At 54.5% G+C, this 20,353-nt stretch carries 17 protein-coding genes, 1 tRNA gene and 1 riboswitch; of the genes, 13 read left to right on the top strand and 5 right to left on the bottom strand.

Features of this window, described 5'->3' with window-relative positions; genetic code table 11:
* Nucleotides 1-67 precede the first annotated feature (67 nt).
* Both pdxA and HMPREF2608_RS09455 read right to left on the bottom strand, forming a co-directional pair.
* Nucleotides 68-1,072: a 4-hydroxythreonine-4-phosphate dehydrogenase PdxA gene (gene pdxA, locus HMPREF2608_RS09460; RefSeq protein ID WP_070826774.1), complete on the bottom strand. Its 1,005-nt coding sequence runs from the start codon at nt 1,070-1,072 to the stop codon at nt 68-70.
* 157 nt (nt 1,073-1,229) lie between these two features.
* A complete protein-coding gene (locus HMPREF2608_RS09455) occupies nt 1,230-1,760 on the bottom strand; it encodes a cytochrome b (protein WP_084824619.1) in 531 nt (176 codons plus the stop codon).
* Nucleotides 1,761-1,994: 234 nt separating this feature from the next.
* Here HMPREF2608_RS09455 and HMPREF2608_RS09450 point away from each other — a divergent pair, with 234 nt between their 5' ends.
* The 10 genes from HMPREF2608_RS09450 to waaA all read left to right on the top strand — a co-directional run bounded on the left by HMPREF2608_RS09450 (nt 1,995) and on the right by waaA (nt 12,344).
* Nucleotides 1,995-3,524, top strand: coding sequence for an ABC transporter permease (locus tag HMPREF2608_RS09450; protein WP_070826773.1), 1,530 nt, complete (start codon nt 1,995-1,997; stop codon nt 3,522-3,524).
* A gap of 114 nt (nt 3,525-3,638) precedes the next feature.
* The gene (locus HMPREF2608_RS09445; RefSeq protein WP_070826771.1) at nt 3,639-4,202 is read left to right on the top strand and encodes a hypoxanthine-guanine phosphoribosyltransferase; all 564 of its coding nucleotides are present in this window, start codon (nt 3,639-3,641) and stop codon (nt 4,200-4,202) included.
* A 57-nt stretch (nt 4,203-4,259) separates the two neighbouring features.
* Entirely contained in the window at nt 4,260-4,688 is a 429-nt protein-coding gene (locus tag HMPREF2608_RS09440) for a PTS sugar transporter subunit IIA (protein ID WP_049344952.1), read from the top strand.
* Nucleotides 4,689-4,737: 49 nt separating this feature from the next.
* Complete coding sequence (locus HMPREF2608_RS09435; RefSeq protein WP_003683718.1) at nt 4,738-5,007, top strand: HPr family phosphocarrier protein; 270 nt, start codon at nt 4,738-4,740, stop codon at nt 5,005-5,007.
* Nucleotides 5,007-6,770, top strand: coding sequence for a phosphoenolpyruvate--protein phosphotransferase (gene ptsP / locus HMPREF2608_RS09430; protein WP_070826769.1), 1,764 nt, complete (start codon nt 5,007-5,009; stop codon nt 6,768-6,770). Before HMPREF2608_RS09435 ends, ptsP begins: the two co-directional genes overlap by 1 nt.
* A gap of 515 nt (nt 6,771-7,285) precedes the next feature.
* Nucleotides 7,286-8,401, top strand: a complete 1,116-nt coding sequence (locus tag HMPREF2608_RS09425) for an ABC transporter substrate-binding protein (protein ID WP_070826767.1) — start codon at nt 7,286-7,288, stop codon at nt 8,399-8,401.
* A gap of 117 nt (nt 8,402-8,518) precedes the next feature.
* On the top strand, nt 8,519-9,565 hold the full coding sequence (locus tag HMPREF2608_RS09420; RefSeq protein WP_004519102.1) for a FecCD family ABC transporter permease: 1,047 nt from the start codon (nt 8,519-8,521) through the stop codon (nt 9,563-9,565).
* Between the two features lie 10 nt (nt 9,566-9,575).
* Nucleotides 9,576-10,343 carry an ABC transporter ATP-binding protein gene (locus tag HMPREF2608_RS09415; protein ID WP_070826765.1) on the top strand — a complete coding sequence of 256 codons (768 nt, stop codon included), beginning with the start codon at nt 9,576-9,578 and terminating at the stop codon, nt 10,341-10,343.
* Between the two features lie 168 nt (nt 10,344-10,511).
* Nucleotides 10,512-10,943 (top strand): plastocyanin/azurin family copper-binding protein, encoded by a 432-nt coding sequence (locus HMPREF2608_RS09410; protein ID WP_070590107.1) that lies wholly within the window; start codon nt 10,512-10,514, stop codon nt 10,941-10,943.
* A gap of 138 nt (nt 10,944-11,081) precedes the next feature.
* Entirely contained in the window at nt 11,082-12,344 is a 1,263-nt protein-coding gene (gene waaA, locus HMPREF2608_RS09405) for a lipid IV(A) 3-deoxy-D-manno-octulosonic acid transferase (RefSeq protein WP_070826763.1), read from the top strand.
* Between the two features lie 347 nt (nt 12,345-12,691).
* Here waaA and HMPREF2608_RS09400 read toward each other — a convergent pair whose 3' ends face one another.
* Nucleotides 12,692-14,701, bottom strand: a complete 2,010-nt coding sequence (locus HMPREF2608_RS09400; protein WP_070826761.1) for an OPT family oligopeptide transporter — start codon at nt 14,699-14,701, stop codon at nt 12,692-12,694.
* Nucleotides 14,702-14,949: 248 nt separating this feature from the next.
* Here HMPREF2608_RS09400 and HMPREF2608_RS09395 point away from each other — a divergent pair, with 248 nt between their 5' ends.
* Nucleotides 14,950-15,954, top strand: a complete 1,005-nt coding sequence (locus HMPREF2608_RS09395) for a quinone-dependent dihydroorotate dehydrogenase (protein ID WP_070826760.1) — start codon at nt 14,950-14,952, stop codon at nt 15,952-15,954.
* 56 nt (nt 15,955-16,010) lie between these two features.
* On the opposite strand, the gene rnhB is transcribed toward HMPREF2608_RS09395, so the two are convergent.
* Nucleotides 16,011-16,604 carry a ribonuclease HII gene (gene rnhB / locus HMPREF2608_RS09390; protein ID WP_049350693.1) on the bottom strand — a complete coding sequence of 198 codons (594 nt, stop codon included), beginning with the start codon at nt 16,602-16,604 and terminating at the stop codon, nt 16,011-16,013.
* Between the two features lie 154 nt (nt 16,605-16,758).
* Here rnhB and HMPREF2608_RS09385 point away from each other — a divergent pair, with 154 nt between their 5' ends.
* On the top strand, nt 16,759-17,904 hold the full coding sequence (locus tag HMPREF2608_RS09385) for an FUSC family protein (RefSeq protein ID WP_070826758.1): 1,146 nt from the start codon (nt 16,759-16,761) through the stop codon (nt 17,902-17,904).
* 154 nt (nt 17,905-18,058) lie between these two features.
* Here the strand turns inward: HMPREF2608_RS09385 and HMPREF2608_RS09380 are convergent.
* Nucleotides 18,059-18,135, bottom strand: a tRNA-Met gene (locus HMPREF2608_RS09380).
* Between the two features lie 111 nt (nt 18,136-18,246).
* Nucleotides 18,247-18,346: riboswitch (TPP riboswitch) on the top strand.
* 94 nt (nt 18,347-18,440) lie between these two features.
* On the opposite strand from HMPREF2608_RS09380, the gene thiC reads away from it, so the two are divergent.
* Entirely contained in the window at nt 18,441-20,330 is a 1,890-nt protein-coding gene (thiC, locus tag HMPREF2608_RS09375; protein WP_070826757.1) for a phosphomethylpyrimidine synthase ThiC, read from the top strand.
* Nucleotides 20,331-20,353 lie beyond the last annotated feature (23 nt).

Raw genomic sequence — 20,353 nt, 5'->3', positions numbered from 1 at the left:
GCAAATATCCCCTGATGATGCTTTTACGGGGACAGATTACGCCTGCAAACGATTAAATCTTCACGTTTCAGACGGCCTGTTTCTGCATATTGTGCGCCATATCGAGCGCGGCGCGGACAGCGGTAATCAAACTGCCGGAATCAGCTTTGCCTGTGCCTGCCAAGTTCAAGGCCGTGCCATGATCGACGGAAGTGCGGATAAAGGGCAGGCCGAGGGTGATGTTCACGCCTTCACCAAAACCGGCATATTTGAGCACCGGCAGTCCTTGGTCGTGATACATGGCGAGGACGGCATCGGCATCTTTGAGTAAAAAAGGTTGGAACACAGTATCAGCCGGATAAGGGCCGCGTGCATCTATGCCTTCGGCCTGCAGGGCATGAAGCGCCGGAATAATGGTGTCAATTTCTTCGTGTCCCAAATGGCCGCCTTCGCCGGCGTGGGGATTGAGGCCGGTAACGAGGATGACCGGTTTGGCTATGCCGAACTTATGGCGCAGGTCGTGTTCAAGAATGCGGACAACCGACTCGATTAAAGGCTTCGTGATGGCGGCGGAAATGTCTTTCAGCGGCAGATGGGTGGTCACCAACGCCACGCGCAGGCCACCGCCGGTTAACATCATGACGACTTGTTCGGTATGGCTTTTTTCGGCGAGGTATTCGGTATGGCCGCTGAAAAAGCCGTTGCCTGCGTGGGCATCGTTGATGATGCCTTTGTGCAGCGGCGCGGTCACCATACCGGCAAACAGGCCGTCTGAAATGCCTTGATACGCCGTATCCAGCAATCGGAGGACATACGCGGCATTGGCAGGATTGAGTTCGCCCGCCTGGCACTCGGCATCTAAAGGAATATGCAGGACTTCGAGTTCGCCCTTGGGCAACGGATCAGCCGCTTGGGCTTGAAAGTCGCGCAAGATGACGGATTTGCCAAGCTGTTCGGCTCTTTTTACCAACAGGTTTTTGTCGCACAAAACAACAGGGCGGCAAGGAAGGTCGGCGAAAGCCAAATCAAGGCAGATGTCGGGGCCGATGCCGGCCGGTTCGCCGGATGTGATGGCGAGAATGGGAGCAGTCATGGTGTTTCTCGGTACGGTTTACAGTATTTAGACAACAGTCAGGCAAAATGCCTGCCCTACTTTTGCAGATTAACACAAATACAAAAAGGCCGTCTGAAAACAGTTTTTGCTTAGCCAAACTGTTTTCAGACGGCCTTGGCTGTTTACCGTTTTACACTTAAGAACGGCGGCCGATCATGCGGTACAAAACGTCGTGGCCTTGAATGCGGTGAACAACAACCATGGCGATGTGGCCGGCGACAAGCGCAAAAAGCAGCCAGCCGAGTTTGCCGTGCGCCATATTGCCGAGGTTGGACATCCATTCGATTTTCTCTGGCGAACCCTGCATCACTTGGACACCGAATACTTTCAATGGGCCGCGACCGCCGCCGTATTGGCGGATCATGCCGATAACGGGAACGGCAAGCATGAGGACGTAAAGGGCAAGGTGGCCTGCTTTGGCGGCAAAGCTGTCGGCGGCAGGACGTTTGGATGCATTAAGCAAGGCCCAAACAATGCGCACGGCAATCACCAGCAGCGTGATGAAACCGATGGATTTATGTACGCCGAAGAGCGATTTGACCCATTCTTCGCCATCGTAGATGGTCCAAACGGTAATGGTGGAGAGGATGCCGATAAAACCGAGTACGGTCAGCCAGTGCAACGCGCGCGCGACGGCATCGTAGGTTTGTGGGCGTGTAGCGGTCATAATGTTTCCTTGTTTTTGATTTATTTGGTTTTTTTGAATCGGCGGCATTGTAACAAAAATGCCGAACCAATTATGTTGCCTTTTTGAAGAGATTTCGTAAATGTTTGGAAAATTTGAAGAAACGGCGGTTTTATCCGTCAGGCTGCCCGGGCCGTCTGAAAACAAGGGCAGGAATACCACCTTCTATGCCGAACTCGGGCTAAAATAGGCGTTTTTATTCTCGGGTACGCATCGATGCAGGTTTGGATTCGGCGGTTTGCGCTGTTGCTTCTGCCTTTGGGTTTTTTGGCGGTCATGGTGGCTGCGCCTTTGCTGTCGCTGGCGTTTTACGACGGCGAAGGCGCTTGGGCGGAAGTGGTGGCTGATGACTATATGCGCCTGCGCTTGGGCTGGACGGTGGCACAGGCGGTTTTGACCTGCGTCTTGGTCACGGCTTTGGGCGTGCCTGCGGCGTGGGTGCTGGCGCGGATGGACTTTGCCGGACGGCGCACGGTTTTACGCCTGCTGATGCTGCCTTTTGTGATGCCGACTTTGGTAGCAGGCATGGGCGTGCTGGCCTTGTTTGGCGCACACGGTATGCTGGCGGCAGGTTGGCAGGACACGCCGTGGCTGCTGATTTACGGCAACGTGTTTTTCAACCTGCCGGTTTTGGTGCGCTCGGCGTATCAGGGATTTGTGCGTGTGCCGCAGGCGCGGTTGCTGTCGGCACAATCTTTGGGCGCGGACGCGTGGCGGCGGTTTGTCTGGGTCGAATGGCCGGTGGTGCGCGCGTGGGTTGCCGGCGGCGCGTGCTTGGTGTTTTTATATTGTTTTTCAGGCTTCGGACTGGCCTTACTGCTCGGCGGCGAACGTTTTGCAACGGTGGAAGTGGAAATCTACCGGCTGGTGGCGTATGAGTTGGACATGGCGCGTGCGTCGGTGTTGGTGTGGCTGGTGCTGGCAGTTACGGCGGCGGCAGGCGGTTTGTATGCGTATTGGAGCAGGCGCGTGACTGTGGATAAGTCGGTCTCGCCTTTGCCTCCGCGTGCGCCGATATGGGCTTGGGAAAAATGGCTGACGGCAACGGTATTGGTAATGTTGGCAGTATGCTGCCTGCTGCCCTTGGCGGCGGTGTGGCTCAAGGCGGTATCGGCAGGCTCTTCTTGGGTAGTTTTACTGGAAGCGCAAACGTGGGCGGCAGTGTGGAACACCGTCCGTTTCTCGGCAGCAGCGGTGGCGGCGGCGACGGTTTTGGGCGTGCTGTATGCGGCGGCGGCACGGCAAATGGCGTGGTTGCGCGCGCTGATGTTTTTGCCGTTTATGGTGTCGCCTGTGTGCATCGCGTTTGGCGTTTTGCTGCTCTATCCGCAGTGGACGGCTTCGCTGTGGCTGCTGACGGCGACTTACGCGCTGTTGGCGTATCCGTTTGTGGCCAAAGACGTACTGACTGCATGGGACGGTTTGCCCAAAGATTACGCGGCGGCGGCGCGCACCATGGGCGCAAATGGTTTTCAGACGGCCTGTTATGTCACCGCGCCTTTATTGAAACCGGCTTTGCGGCGCGGCCTGACTTTGGCTTCGGCAACGTGTATCGGCGAATTTGCGGCCACATTGTTCCTGTCGCGTCCCGAATGGCAGACGCTGACCACTTTGATTTACGATTATCTCGGACGCGCCGGTGCGGACAATTACGGACGGGCGATGGTGTTGACGGCGGTATTGACCGCTTTGGCTTTAACGGCATTTTTGCTGGTGGACGAAGCGGAAGGGCAAAAGGCCGTCTGAACGTGGTCGGCTCAACCCCCCTTCACTTTCACTACACTATTGCCGCACCTTGTATCGAAAATTGATTAAATCCGCTATATAATTTGTTTTTGACCGCACTCAACACGACCTATGATGACCGACTTAGAAACCAAACGCCTTGAAACCCAAGCCATGCTGGACAATGCCGACTTGCTGTTTGACCAAGAACAATGCCGCGCGGCCTTGCAAAAAGTTGCCGACGACATTACCCGCGACTTGGGCGGCAAATACCCCCTGCTCCTGCCTGTAATGGGTGGTGCGGTGGTGTTTACAGGACAGTTGTTGCCGCTGTTGCGCTTTCCTTTGGACTTTGACTACGTCCACGTTTCCCGCTACGGCGACAAACTCGCAGGCGGCGCGTTCAACTGGAAACGCATGCCCGACCCCGAGCAAATCAAAGGCCGTCATGTAGTCGTTTTGGACGACATCCTAGACGAAGGCCACACCATGGCTGCCATTCAGGAAAAACTGTTGGAAATGGGCGCGGCAAGCTGCCGTGCGGCCGTATTTGCCAACAAACTGATCGACAAAGAAAAACCAACCAAAGCCGATTATGTCGGTTTGAACGTGCCCAACCGCTACGTCTTCGGCTACGGTATGGACGCCGCCGGCTGTTGGCGCAACCTCGGCGAAATCTACGCCTTAAACAATAAATAAAACAAAGGCCGTCTGAAAAATCTTCAGACGGCCTCAACCCCATGCTAGGAACACATCATGATAGGTTTGTTAATCATTACACATGAAACCATAGGTGAAGCCTATCGCGGTTTGGCCGACCATTTCTTTCCCAACGGCTTCCCCGAAAATCTCCACATCCTCGGCGTACAGCCCGACGAGGATCAAAACGACATCATCAACAACGCCATCGCCGCGTTGCAGGAATTTCCCGACAACCGCGGCGTGCTGATCATGACCGACATCTTCGGCGCCACACCGTGCAACGCCGCACGCCGACTGGTGCGCGAAAACAAATCCGCCATCCTGACCGGCCTCAACGCCCCGATGATGATTAAAGCCATCCAATACTCATCACAAGCCGAAAACCTCTCCGACTTCACCGAAACCGTCAAAGAAGCCGCCATCCGGGGCATTTTCGCCATTACATCCGCACCTGAAGACCTGGTGTGCAAAGAACACGGCTAAGGCCGTCTGAAAACATTCACTTTACGAACATTACATTTAGGGGACATTCATGCTCAAACAAGAAATCGAAATCATCAACAAACTCGGCCTGCACGCGCGCGCTTCCAGCAAATTCACCCAAACCGCCTCCCAATTCCAAAGCGAAGTCTGGGTCACCAAAAACGGTAACCGCGTCAACGGCAAAAGCATCATGGGCCTGATGATGCTGGCCGCCGCCAAAGGCACCGTGATTGAGCTGGAAACAGAAGGCGCAGACGAAGCCGCCGCCATGCAGGCGTTGACCGACCTCATCAACGACTACTTCGGCGAGGGCGAATAATGAGCATCGTCCTACACGGTGTAGCCGCGGGCAAAGGCATTGCCATCGGCCACGCCCACCTCATCACGCGCGGCACAACGGAAGTCCCCCAATACGACATTGATCCCGACAAACTCGATGCCGAAGTTGCCCGTTTCGACAACGCCATCAAAGCCACGCGCAAAGAATTGGAACAGCTGCGCGGCGCGATTCCCGAAAACGCCCCGACCGAATTGGGCGCGTTCATCTCCCTGCACCTGATGCTGCTGACCGACGTCACCCTCTCGCGCGAACCCATCGACATTTTACGCGAGCAGAAAATCAACTCCGAATGGGCATTGAAACAACAAAGCGACAAACTCGCCGCCCAGTTCGACAGCATCGACGACGACTACCTGCGCGAACGCAAACAGGACATGCTCCAAGTCGTCCGCCGTATCCACAACAACCTTGTCGGCCAAAGCAACGAAATCAACCTCGCCGGCAACCTGTTTGACGACACCGTCCTCATCGCGCACGACCTCTCGCCTGCCGATACCGTACTATTCAAAGAGCAGCACATTACCGCCTTCGTAACCGATGCCGGTGGCCCGACCAGCCACACCGCCATCTTAGGCCGCAGCCTCGACATCCCGTCCGTCATCGGCCTGCATAACGCCCGCAAACTCATTACCGAAAACGAAATCGTCATCGTCGACGGCATCAACGGCGTCCTCATCATCGATCCCGACGAAGTCGTCCTCAACGAATACCGCCGCCTCGCCCGCGAATACCGCAGCCACAAGCGCGAACTCAACAAAATCAAGAAAACCGCCGCCACCACGGCCGACGGCATCAACATCGAACTTTTGGCCAACATCGAATCCGCCGAAGACATCAAAGCCCTGCACAACTTCGGCGCAGACGGCGTCGGCCTGTTCCGCAGCGAATTCCTCTACCTCAACCGCGACAACATGCCGACCGAAGACGAACAATACGAAGTCTATGCCGGCATCGTCAAAAAACTCAAAGGCAAAAACATCACCATCCGCACCGTCGATTTGGGTGTCGATAAAAATCCGCGCTGGTTCGGCCAAAACAGCACGCCCAACGGCAGCCTCAACCCCGCGCTCGGCCTGACCGGCATCCGCCTGTGCCTCGCCGAGCCGGTCATGTTCCGCACCCAAATGCGCGCCATCCTCCGCGCCGCCGCCCACGGCCCCGTACGTATGATGTGGCCGATGATTACATCCATTTCCGAAGTGCGCCAATGCCTTATCCATCTGGACACGGCCCAACGCCAACTGACCGAACGCGGCGAAACCTTCGGCCCGGTCAGCATCGGCTGCATGATCGAAATCCCGTCCGCCGCCATGACCGTCGGCAGCATCCTCAAGCTCGTCGACTTCGTTTCCATCGGCACCAACGACCTGATTCAATACCTCCTGTCGGTCGATCGCGGCGACGACAGCGTCAGCCACCTCTACCAACCCGGCCACCCTGCCGTCCTCAAAACGCTGCAACACATTATCCGTACGGCAAACCGCATGGAAAAAGGCGTGTCCATCTGCGGCGAAATGGCCGGCGATACCGTCTTCACCCGACTGTTGCTCGGCATGGGCTTGCGTCGCTTCTCCATGAACCCCAACAACCTGCTTTCGGTTAAAAACATCATCCTGCACAGCCACACCGGCCATCTCGAAAACGATGCCGCCAAAATCCTGCGCTGCGAAGACCCGGAAAAAGCCGAAAAACTGATTAAAATCATCAACCAAAGCGAACAGGCGGAATCACAGACCGTCTGAATCTCTAAAAAGGGCGTGTTTCGATACACGCCCTTTTTATTCGTCCCCATTTTTAGTTTATGCCCGATTCTCCCTCAAGCCCTCTTCTTCCCTATTTCGCCATTTCAAAAACCAACCTTTTTCACTTTTCCCAAACACTGCTTACAGGCCGTCTGAAAAATATAGGGCGCAAGTGAAATAAAACTTTTATGCCTACACCAAAGACCGTCTGAACCCTGATTGCAAGGTTCAGACGGCCTTGTTTTCAACCGAATACCTTTTATTTTTTTGCAATAAAAAACCCTTTACCGATCCATTCCAGCTACTGCCCACCATGGCTTTAGGCACCCCATATCATTCCTTTTTACTAGGTCTTCAGTACACCCAAGCCCTATATAAACACTATACCTTCGTTTTAATGATGAAACTTTTTATTTCGAAATATGTCTATCCCTACATTCGCTTGAAAAAAGATTCAATACCTTGTAAATTTATAAAAAGATAGTAATTATCATCATATTTTAAAGGAATGATTCATGAGATTTACGCAACTTTCTGCTTTGATTGCCGCCGCCGCTTTATCAGTCGGCTCCGTATCCGCTTTTGCCAAACCCGTTCAGCTGACCGATATCCTCGGCCGTAAGGTAACTGTCGACCTGCCTGCCAAGCGCGTAGTGTTGGGCTTCTACTACCAAGACTACATGGCCATCGGCGGCAAAACCGCGCTGGACAACGTCGTTGGTTTTTCCAAAGCAGTTTGGGCCGACTGGGCGCCGCCAAGCTGGGCGGCATTCAGCAAAGCCGTGCCTAAACTGAATCAGCTGACCGACGTGGGCGAAGTGGAAGTCGGCACATTCTCGATTGAGAAAGTATTGGCACTGAAACCCGATTTGCTGGTTTTGGCCGAATGGCAATACAAGGCTTTGGGTTCCGATCTCGACCGCATCAACAAGGCCGGCATCCCCATCGTCGTGTTGGACTACAACGCGCAAACAGTGGCCAAACACGTCCAATCGACCAAGCTTATCGGCACGCTGACCGGCCAGCAGCAAAAAGCCGACAAACTGGCGGCAGACTACAAACGCGTTGCCGACACCATCCAAGCGCGCGTGCAAAAAGCCAACCTGCCCAAGCCTAAAGTCTATATCGAGTTCGGCAACAAAGGCCCTGCCGAACACAGCGTTACCTTCGGCAAGAGCATGTGGGGTTCGATGGCGACACTGGTCGGCGGCAACAATATCGCCGCTTCTTCGGTCGAATTCTACGGCCCGATCAATCCTGAAAAAGTCCTCGCCGCCAAACCCGACGTGATCGTGATTACCGGCCGCGAAACCGAATTGAAGAAAAACCCTGCCGCCATGGTCATGGGCTGGGGCATTCCAAAAGCCGAAGCGGAAAAACGCTTGGCAGGCTTTGCCAAACGCGCTGGCTGGGCCAACCTGCCTGCGATTAAAAACAACCGCCTCTACGCCGCCTACCACGCTAACTCGCGCACGCTGTCCGACAGCGCATCGATTCAGTTTATGGCCAAAGCGATTTATCCGCAGTTGTTTAAGGATTTCAACCCTGAGAAGACCTATATGGACTTCTACCGTCAAAACCTGCCTGTTGTACCGAACGGCACGTTCTACCTCTATCCGAAAGGACAATAAGGTAATTTAGATTTTCAGACGGCCTTTTAAATCGGAAGGCCGTCTGAAATTTTTGCGGAAGAAAAAGGCAAACCTGTTTCTTCCCTTTCACAACACTCTTTTTTAAAGGTTTGAAACATGAATGATTCGGTTGTCGCCGAGATTGTGAAAAACCAGCGCAAGTTGGAAGGCAAGCGTTGGTTGATTGTGTTGATGTTTTTAGTCATCGCAGCGGTCAGTTTCCTATTCGACATCGCCACCGGCCCTGCGATGACAGACACGCTGCCCGTCGGCGAAGTGGTCAATGTTTTGCTGGGCAAACCCGAAGTCGATGAAATGAACCGCCTGATTGTGATGGATTTGCGCCTGCCGATTGCGGTGATGGCCTTGGTGGTCGGCGCGGCTTTAGGTGTCGGCGGTGCGGAAATTCAAACGCTCCTGAACAACCCGATGGCCAGCCCTTATACGCTGGGCTTGGCGGCGGCGGCGGGTTTGGGCGCGTCGGCGGTGATTGCGTTCGGCGGTTTCGGGCTGCCTGAAACAGTCGCCGTTCCCATCGGCGCGTTTGTAATGACCATGCTGGCTTCGGGCATCTTGTTTCTGTTTGCCTCGGCACGCCGCTTCAACTCGGCGATGTTGGTGCTGGTGGGGATTGCGCTGTTGTTTCTGTTTCAGTCGATTTTGTCGCTGATTCAGTTTATCGCCGCGCCTGAGATTTCGCAGCAGATTCTGTTTTGGCTGTTCGGCAGTTTGAACAAGGCAACTTGGGAAACAGTCATCGTTACGGCGGCGGTTACGGCGGTATGCGTGTTTCTGCTTTCGCGCGATGTGTGGAAGCTGACTGCGCTGCGCTTGGGTGAAGAACGCGCCGTCGGGCTGGGCATCAATCTGCAATTTTTGCGCCTGAAAACTTTGGTATTGGTGGCGGTAATGACGGCAACGGCAATCAGTTTTGTCGGCGTCATCGGCTTCATCGGACTGGTCGCGCCGCATGTGGCTCGGATTCTTTTGGGCGAAGACCAACGTTTCTTCCTACCCGGCGCGATGCTGGCGGGGGCGGCGTTTTTGTCGGTGGCCAGCGTGTTGTCCAAGGTGATTATTCCGGGTGCGCTGTTTCCGGTGGGCATCGTTACGTCGTTTGTCGGCGTACCGTTCTTCTTCTGGATTGTATTAACGAAACGATAGGCCGTCTGAAATGTTGAAACTTGAAAACGTACACATCCGGCGCGGCGATTATGTGGTCGCCGACAATATCGATTTGACGCTGGAACAAGGCAAAGTCTATTCCGTGCTCGGCCCCAACGGCACGGGCAAATCTTCGCTGATGAAAACGATTTTCGGCGAAGTGGCGCACAAAGGCGCTATCCGCTACGGCGACGAAGTGTTGAGCAAAATCCACCTGCAAAGCTGGCGCAAACGCATAGGCTATATGCCGCAGGACACCGCCGCCGAAGCCTCGCTGACCGCGCTGGAAGTCGTGTTGCTCGGCCGCATGGACGCGCTGCACATGCACGTCGGCGACGAACTGCTGCACGAAGCCGCAAGTATCATGGCGGAGCTGGGCATCGGCCATCTGGCGCACCGAGACGTCATGCGGCTTTCCGGCGGACAGCGGCAGCTCGTGATGTTTGCCCAAGTCATGCTGCGTCGCCCCGAAATCCTGATGCTGGACGAACCGGTCAGCGCGCTGGATATGCACCATCAGCTCAATCTTTTGGAGCGCGTGGTGCAATACACGCACGAACACAATCTGGTTACGCTGATGGTCTTGCACGATTTGAGCCTCGCCGCGCAGTTTTCAGACGGCGTGATTCTGCTCGGCGAAGGCAAAGTACAGGCGCAGGGTGCGCCGCAGGACGTGTTACAGGCGGACATGATCGGCAGGCTGTATAAAGTGGACATCGAGCTTTTGTACGACAGCAAAGGTCTGCCCGTTATCCGCCCGATGCGGAAGAGTGCGTAACTTAACCGCCCCTGCAAATGTCGGATTTGAGCATCCGGCCTGCAAACTCCCTGCAACTTATCCCCTCTCCTGCGGGAGAGGGTTAGGGAGAGGGCGGTAAGCCCAAGGCTTGCCTCTCCGACTCATCAGCCCGCCCCATATTTTTTATCCTTAGAAAGGACTTTCTCCATGAAAAAATCCCTCTTCCTCCTGATGCTGACCGCTTCCCTTAGCGCATACGCCGCCAACCACGAAGTCAAAATGCTCGACAACGGCAAAGACGGCAGCATGGTGTTCGAACCCGGCTACGTCAACGCCAAAGTCGGCGATACTGTTACCTTCAAAGCCGCCAACAGCGGCCACTGGGTACAAAGCAAAGCCCTGCCCGACGGCGTTGCCGACTTCCTCTCCGAAGACGGTAAAGACTTCACCCTCAAACTCGACAAAGAAGGCGTGTATGTCTATACCTGCCCGCCACACCGCATGATGAACATGAGCGGCGTGATTCAGGTCGGCAAACCGGTGAACAAAGCCAAAGCGCAAGCCGTTGTCGATGAAATGGAAAACCGCGCCATGCAAAGCAAAGGCCGTCTGAAAAAATACATGGCGCAAGTGAAGTAAACGCGTTTATGCCCGCATTAAAGGCCGTCTGAAACCTTTCAGACGGCCTGTTTCCTTTGCGTAAAACACGCATCAAAGCTATATCTTCCGTTTCAGTTTCCGATAAAATAGGCCTATTCCGACACAAGACCCGTAAGCATGATACGCCGCCTTTACGCCACGCTGTGGCACCTCGCCCCCTTCCTGATCCGCAGCCACCTGCGCCGCCGCGCCCTCAAATCCCCAGCCTATCTCGAGCATTGGGGCGAGCGTTTCGGGCAGGCGTATCCCGATCCCGTACAACGCCCGATTTGGATACACGCCGTATCCGTCGGCGAAACACGTGCGGCCGAACCCTTAGTCCAGGCATTGCGCCGCCATTTTCCCGATTCGCCGTTTCTGATTACCCAAATGACGCCGACCGGCCGCGCCACCGCGCAATCCCTGTTTCCCGATGCGCAATGCCGTTACCTGCCCTACGACAAATCCGAATGGGTCGCACGATTTTTAGCCGAACACCGCCCCATCTGCGGCATTTTGATGGAAACCGAAATCTGGCCCAACCTGATGCACGGCTGCCAAAAAGCAGGCATCCCCCTCTTTTTGGCCAACGCGCGCCTCTCCGAAAAATCCCAACGCGGCTACCTCAAAATCCGCAAGTTGGTCGAGCCTGCCATGCAGAGCCTCTCCGGCTGCTTTGCCCAAACCGCCACCGATGCCGAACGCCTGCACCTCATCGGCGCATCCAACGTCCACGTCTGCGGCAACACCAAATACGACATCGCGCCCCCCGACGACCTGCGTCCGCTTGCCACCACCTTTAAAGAACGCATCGGCGCACGAGCCGTCGTCGTCTGCGCCAGCACGCGCGTGTACAAAGGCACAGACGAAGCCGAGCTGCTCCTCAAAGCATGGCAGGGCTACCGCGGCAATGCCTTGCTGGTCATCGTACCGCGCCACCCTGAAAACTTTCAGACGGCCTACGATACCGCCAAATCGCTTGGTTATACTGTCCAAAAACGCAGCGACGGACAACCCGTTTCCCCCGACACACAAGTTTGGATAGGCGACAGCATGGGTGAACTTGCCGCCTACTACCTCAGCGCAGACATTGCCTTCGTCGGCGGCAGCCTGGTCGATGCCGGCTGCCAAAACATCATCGAACCCATTTCCTGCCGCGTCCCCACCCTCTTCGGCTACTCCAACTACAACTTCGCCCAAGCCTGCAAAGGCGCAGTCGAAGCCAAAGCCGCCGTCCGCGTCGAAACCGCCGAAGCCTGGTACAGAACCACGCGCCAATACCTCGACGACGAAACGCTGCGCCAACAGCTGATCAGCCACACCGAGCAATTCATTTCGCAACATCAAGGCGCCAGTGCCAAAATTGCCAAAGCGATTGCAGATTGTTTGAATCAGCGTTAAACAATAAAAAACCGCCTGTTCATGACAAACAGGCGGAAACTGAAAAACAGTTTTTTGTTTTCAGCCGTTTAATTGACTAAGAGCAGGAACAGGGTTAAGATAATCCTAACGACTGTCCGCAGTCTCAGCCATGAACGACCTTTCGGCTTGGTTCGTTTCATGTTGAAACTCTCCTTTCTAGGGAGGTTCAAATAAAACAGCCCCACTGCCATGGGGCTGTTTCACTACCTAGCCCCGCGATAATTATACCCAAACTTCCTAAAATCATTCCAAACAAATTCCACTAAAAAGGCCGTCTGAAACCCCAATTTTTTGGGTTTTAGACGGCCTTTTCTCAACCTACAAACTTAGCGTCCTGCTTTCAACACGCGGCGTGCAAACACAAACATACCGAAAACAAAAAACGCCAAGCCCAGCCATTTGGCGGCCGTATCCCAGTTTTCCAGGTTCAGGGCCAAAGGCGCATCCGAACCGCCGTTGGTTACGGAGAAGGCAATGATAAACGCCATAATCACACCGATCAGGCTCTCGCCGACAATCAAACCGGCGGAGAACAGCGTACCGATACGTTCCGCATTTTTCAGACGGCCTTCACGGTTTTCTTGACGGCGGGCGATGACGGATTTCAACACAGCCGCCAATACCGCACCAATCACAATCGGCATATTCACAGACGGCGGCAGGTAAATGCCCATGCCCACGGCCAATACCGGCAAAGCACGCTTGCCGCCGGAGGATTTGCGCAATGTGAAATCGACCGCAATCAACGCCACGCCGATGGCCACGCCGGTGAAAATATAATCCCATTGCAGATTGTGCGAGAAAATACCTTGGGCGATGGTGGTCATCAAAGTTGCCTGAGGTGCGGCAAGGGCTTGGGCCGCATCCATGCCTTCACGCGGCATTGCGCCGGTAAAGCCGTAGGCTTCATACAAAAGCTCCAACACAGGCGAAATCACCAATGCACCGACAACGCAGCCGACAATCAACGCAACCTGCTGTTTCCAAGGCGTTGCCTTTACCAGATAACCCGTTTTCAAATCCTGCAGGTTGTCATTGGAAATCGAAGCCACACAAATCACAGACGCGCCGCAAAACAGCGTCAACGCCAGCAGGAATTTGCGGTTTGCCTCATCAGCCATCAAGCCGCCGGATTCGCCGACCAGCAGCAACACCAGCGAAATGATAACGATAGAGACGATGCCCACACCCGAAATCGGGCTGGAAGACGAACCGACCAAACCTGCCATATAACCGCAAGCCGCGGCTACCAAAAAGCCGATAATCGAAGCCAGCAGCGTACATACAACCACCAACAGCCAAGCCAAACCGCCTGAAATATGCGAGTCGCCGATAAAGTGGAAGAAAGACACGCCCAACACCAGCATCATCGCCAACACCCAGGCAATCATCGCCTTAGGCGACAAATCCTGTTCCATACGTTCGGTCATCTGCGCACCGCCGAAATTGCGGAAAGACAGGCGCATACCCTCGACCATCGGTTTCATCAAAGTCAACAGCGTCCAAATAGCCGCAATACCGATCGTACCCGCGCCGATAAAACGGACTTTTTCCTTCCACAAAGACATCGCAAAAGGAATCATCTCCATATCGGCAGGTTGCGGAATATGCGCCGACAGATAAGGCACGGCCACACCCCAGGCAATCGAAATACCCAGCAAAATCGCGATACCGCCGGTCAGGCCGACCAAATAGCCCGCGCCCAGCAAGGCCAAAGAAAAGCCCATCGGCACTTGAAACACCGACGCGCCGCCTTTAAACCAAAAGCTCGCGCTGTCCGCCACCACGCGCAAACCGCTTGCACAGAAGCTCATCAAACCGGCCAATGCGCCGCCCGACACCAATTCCTTGATACCGCTGCCGCCTTCCTGCTGGTCCGCATCATGGTCGCCGACCTTCAAAATCTCAGCCGCCGCCACGCCTTCCGGATAAGGCAAATCGCTCTTCACCACCATCGCATAACGCAAAGGCACAGTGAAAATCACGCCCAAAATACCGCCGGACATACACAGCAGCGTAGTCTGCCAAAACGGAAAGCCTGCCCAATAACCAGCCATCAGCAAACCCGGCAAAATAAAAATAATACTGGAGAGCGTACCCGCGGCCGAAGCCTGAGTCTGCACCATATTATTTTCCAGAATATTGCTGCCTTTAAAAAACTTCAAAACCGCCATCGAAATCACCGCAGCCGGAATCGAAGACGCAAAAGTCAGGCCCACCTTCAAGCCCAAATACACATTGGATGCCGTAAAAATCACCGTAATCAACGCGCCGAGTATCATCCCCCGCAGCGTCAATTCACGGAAACTCGCATAAGGATCAACCGCCTGTTTCATAAAAATCTTCCTGTATCAGGTAAACAATCAAATCAAAACTTTTCAGACGGCCTTTTGATACATCCATCAGGCCGTCTGAAAAGCCTCTCTCTTACCATTTTAATAAACTATCCGATTACACGCAAAAACCCTATTTATTTTCATTTGACGCCAAACAATAAAATCATATCGATACAGACGTTTGGGGCAGTTTAACGGTTTCAGGTAAAATAACGCCAAATTCATCAACCGTTCAGAAAGCCGCAGCCATGTATTCACTCGTCCGCCCTATCCTGTTCCGTTTCGATGCAGAAAAGGCCCATCATTTCACGCTCAACAGTTTGCGTTCTATCGAAAAACTCGGCCTGCTGCCCAAGGTGGACAGCCACACCCGGCCAACCGAGCTGATGGGTTTGCAGCTGCCCAATCCGGTCGGCTTGGCGGCAGGTTTGGACAAAAACGGCGAGTGTATCGATGCGTTTGCCGCTTTGGGTTTCGGCTTTGTCGAAATCGGCACGGTAACGCCCAAGCCGCAGCCGGGCAATCCGCAGCCGCGCCTTTTCCGCGTTCCGGAACACCAAGGTATCATCAACCGCATGGGTTTCAACAACCACGGCATCGACGCGATGATCCGCAACATTGAAAACAGCCGCCTTAAAGGCATTTTGGGCATAAACATCGGCAAAAATGCCGTTACGCCGATTGAAAACGCTGCCGACGATTATCTGATTTGCTTGGAAAAAGCCTACGCCCACGCGAGCTATATCACGGTCAATATTTCTTCCCCAAATACGAAAAACCTGCGTGCCTTGCAAGGCGGCGACGAGTTGAGCGCATTGTTGGAAGCCTTGAAAAACAAACAGGCGCAACTGGCAGCCGCGCATGGCAAATATGTGCCGCTGGCAGTCAAAATCGCGCCGGATTTGGACGAAGCGCAAATCGGCGACATCGCCCATGTGGTCAAATCTGTGGAAATGGACGGCATCATCGCCACCAACACAACCATCGACAAATCAAGCTTGGGCAGCCATCCGCTCGCAGACGAACAAGGCGGTTTGAGCGGCTTGCCCGTACGCGAGAAAAGCAATCAGGTGTTGAAACTTTTAGCGGAACGCATTGACGGCAAACTGCCGATTATCGGCGTCGGCGGCATCATGAACGGCGCGGACGCGGCAGAAAAAATCCGCTTGGGTGCCAGTGCGGTTCAGGTGTACAGCGGTTTGATTTATCGCGGCCCCGAATTGATTAAAGAGTGTTTGGCTGCGTTGAAATAATACTTTTCCAAAAACAAGGCCGTCTGAAATCTTTCAGACGGCCTTTTGCTATGCTTTCATTCTTCAAACAGATTGCCTTGTGCCAATAAGGTTTTGACCGGTGCGAAATCGCGGCGGTGTTCCGGCAATACACCGTATTGTTTCAAGGCGGCCAAATGTTGCGCCGTGCCGTAGCCTTTGTGACGGTCAAACCCGTATTGCGGATAGCGTTTTGCCAATTCATACATTTCCGCATCACGCGCGGTTTTGGCCAAAACCGAAGCGGCAGAGATTTCAATAATTTTGCTGTCGCCTTTGACCACGGCTTCGGCAGGGACATTCAAATCTTTCGGCACGCGGTTGCCGTCTATCCACACTTTGTCGGGAGCGACCGACAGCCCCTCGACTGCGCGCTTCATCGCGGCCATGGTTGCGTGCAGGATGTTTAGTTGCAGGATTTCGTCGGGGTCAGCAAAGGCAATGCTCCACGCGACCGCCTGTTCCTTAATCATCTGCGCCAGCATATCGCGCTTTTTTTCGCTCAGCTTTTTTGAGTCGGTCAAACCCGGCAGGTCAAAATGTTCCGGCAGAATCACTGCCGCCGCAAATACGCTGCCGACCAAAGGGCCGCGTCCCGCTTCGTCCACGCCTGCGCTTAAAACCGTCGCCATTTCTTCACCGCCTGTCTGATTCAAAGCCGCCATTATATCCGCTTGCGGCAGAGAAAATCCGCAATCGGACAAACCGTTTGGGAGCAGTTCAAATTTCATCTGCTTTACCAATCAGTTATAATTTACATCCCCACATACCGATACGTCTTACAACATGCCTGCCCAATCCGAACGCCTCCATTTTTCCGAACGCTGGCTCAACGCCTACGAACGCTACCGCTATCGCCGCCATATCCACGCCTTCCGCCTCGGCTTGGCAATCGTGTTTTCCACCCTGTTGGCCAAAGTCTTCCACCTGCAACACGGCGAGTGGATCGGCATGACCGTCTTTGTCGTCCTCGGCATGCTGCAATTCCAAGGCGCGATTTACTCCAAAGCGGTCGAACGCATGCTCGGTACGGCCATCGGTTTGGGTGTTGGGTTGGCCGTTTTATGGTTGAATCAGCATTATTTGCAAGACGGCGTTTTCTTCTATCTGATTATCGGTGCCGCCAGCGCGGTGGCCGGTTGGTCGGCAGTCGGCAAAAACGGCTATGTCGCCATGCTTGCCGGTTTGACCATGTGCATGCTCATCGGCGACAGCAGCCACCATTGGCTCGACAGCGGCCTGATGCGCGCCATGAACGTTTTGATTGGTGCCGCCATCGCCATTGCCGCCGCCAAACTCCTGCCCCTGCGCTCCACCCTGATGTGGCGCTTCATGCTTGCCGACAACCTCACCGACTGCGCCAAAATGATTGCCGAAATCAGCAACGGCAAGCGCATGACGCGCGAGCGTTTGGAACAAAATATGATTAAAATGCGCAAAATCAACGCCCGCATGGTCAAAAGCCGCAGCCATCTGGCCGCAACATCCGGTGAAAGCCACATCAGCAACAATATGATGGAAGCCATGCAGCATGCCCACCGCAAAATCGTCACCACCACCGAGCTGCTCCTGACCACCGCCGCCAAACTGCGCGCGCCCACGCTCAACGAAAGCGAAATCCGCCTGCTCGACCGCCACTTCAACCAACTCCAACGCGAACTGCGCCTGACCGTCCGCCTCATCAAAGGCCACTACGCCCGCCGTATCCGCATCGATACTTCGCTCAATACCGAACTAAGCAAACCGGCCGCCCGCCTGCATTACGACTGGCAAGGCTTCCTCTGGCTCAGCACCAATATGCGTAACGAAATCGCCGCTTTGGTGATCCTGTTGCAACGTTCGCGCAATAAATGGTTGGACAAAAAAGAATTGCAACGCCTGAAAGAACACCTGCGCAACGACAACAAGCCCAAATCGGAAGAGGCCGTCTGAAAAAAGGCCTATCGTATTTTTACCCAAACCCCGCCGCAATACAGTAAAAGGCCGTCTGAAACCCAATGGTTCAGACGGCCTTTCAATCAATCCAAGCAACAATAAATGCCGCATAAAGCAAAATCCCCTGCGATTGCAGGGGATTTTTTATATTTGGTTGCGGGAGCAGGATTCGAACCTACGACCTTCGGGTTATGAGCCCGACGAGCTACCATGCTGCTCCATCCCGCGTCAGAAGTTGTAACTATACGGAAAGACAGAATCGCTGTCAAGCGTTTCTGACAGAAAATGCGAAAAACGCCGCTTTACAAAAAACCGTCCGCATGGTTTAATTTTTCGTTAATAAAGAAACAGGGGTGCTGCTTTCAAACCGAGCGGCTGAGAAATACCCTTTACACCCGAACAGGATAATACCTGCGTGGGGAGTTTCGGCAAATGTGATTTTAGACGGTTGATTGAAGATATACACAAGGCCGTCTGAAAAAAAGCAATGCTCCTGTTTCCATTTCATAACTGAGAAACAGGAGCAATTTTTTATGACTACCGCTAAAAAAACCGGCGATGAGGCGCGCCGTCTTTCCGACTTGAGCGAAGACATCGGCATCCGCTTCCAATATCCCAATTCCGACCGCGTCTATATCCCAGGCAGCCGCGCCGACATCCGCGTACCTTTGCGCGAAATCCGTCAGGACGACACCTACACGGCGCAAGGTACAGAAGCTAATCCGCCGATCCCGGTGTACGACACCAGCGGCGCATACGGCGATCCGGCGGCGCACATCGACCTAAAACAAGGGCTGCCGCACGTCCGCACCGCATGGCTGGACGAACGCGGCGATACCGAAATCCTGCCCAAGCTTTCCAGCGAATACGGCACCGAACGCGCGCACGATCCGAAAACCGCCCATCTGCGCTTCAACCAAATCACCCGTCCGCGCCGTGCCAAAGCAGGCCGCAACGTAACCCAGCTCCACTACGCCCGCCAAGGCATCATCACACCGGAAATGGAGTTTGTCGCCATACGCGAACGCATGAAGCTGGACGAACTTTTCAGACGGCCTGAATACGCCAAGCTCTTGAAACAGCACGCAGGGCAAAGTTTCGGCGCGAATATCCCGACCCACCCCGACCAAATCACGCCCGAATTTGTGCGCCAAGAAATCGCCGCCGGACGCGCGATTATCCCTGCCAACATCAACCACCCCGAACTCGAACCGATGATTATCGGCCGTAACTTCCGCGTCAAAATCAACGGCAACTTGGGCAACTCCGCCGTTACCTCCAGCCTGACCGAAGAAGTCGAAAAAATGGTGTGGTCGCTGCGTTGGGGCGCGGACACGATTATGGACTTATCCACAGGCGCGCACATCCACGAAACGCGCGAATGGATTATCCGCAACGCGCCCGTCCCCATCGGTACCGTACCTATTTACCAGGCTTTGGAAAAAACCGGCGGCATTGCCGAAGACCTGACTTGGGATTTGGTGCGCGATACCTTAATCGAGCAGGCAGAACAAGGCGTGGACTATTTCACCCTGCACGCAGGCGTATTGCTGCGTTATGTACCGATGACGGCCGACCGCCTCACCGGCATCGTATCACGTGGCGGCTCCATCATGGCGAAATGGTGTCTCGCCCATCATCAGGAAAACTTCCTCTACACGCATTTCGACGAAATCTGCGAAATCATGAAAGCCTACGACGTATCGTTCAGCCTCGGCGACGGCCTTCGTCCCGGCTGCATTGCCGATGCCAACGACGAATCCCAATTCGCCGAGCTGCACACCTTGGGCGAATTGACCGCCAAAGCATGGGAACACGACGTACAAGTCATGATCGAAGGCCCGGGCCATGTACCGTTGCAACGCGTGAAAGAAAACATGACCGAAGAGTTGCAACACTGCTTTGAAGCGCCTTTCTACACCCTCGGTCCGCTCGTTACCGACATCGCCCCCGGCTACGACCACATCACCTCGGGCATAGGTGCAACCAATATCGGCTGGTACGGTACGGCCATGCTCTGCTACGTGACCCCGAAAGAGCATCTCGGCCTGCCCGACAAAGAAGACGTGCGCACCGGCATCATCACCTACAAACTCGCCGCCCATGCCGCCGACCTCGCCAAAGGCTGGCCGGGCGCACAATTACGCGACAACGCCCTGAGCAAGGCACGTTTCGAATTCCGCTGGCGCGACCAATTCCGCCTCAGCCTCGACCCCGAACGCGCCGAGAGTTTCCACGACGAAACCCTGCCTGCCGAGGGCGCGAAAATCGCCCACTTCTGCTCGATGTGCGGCCCAAAATTCTGCTCGATGAAAATCACGCAGGAAGTGCGCGACTACGCCGACAAGCAAAAAGCCCAACGGCAGGGCATGGAAGAAAAAGCGATTGAGTTCGTCAAAAAAGGAGCAAAGCTTTACAGTTAAAACGTAAAGCAAAAAAGGCCGTC

Origin of the sequence: Neisseria sp. HMSC064D07 (assembly GCF_001837185.1) — a bacterium.
In the GTDB taxonomy this organism is placed as follows: Bacteria; Pseudomonadota; Gammaproteobacteria; order Burkholderiales; family Neisseriaceae; genus Neisseria; species Neisseria flavescens_C.
This window is presented reverse-complemented; position numbering and strand designations above follow the sequence as displayed.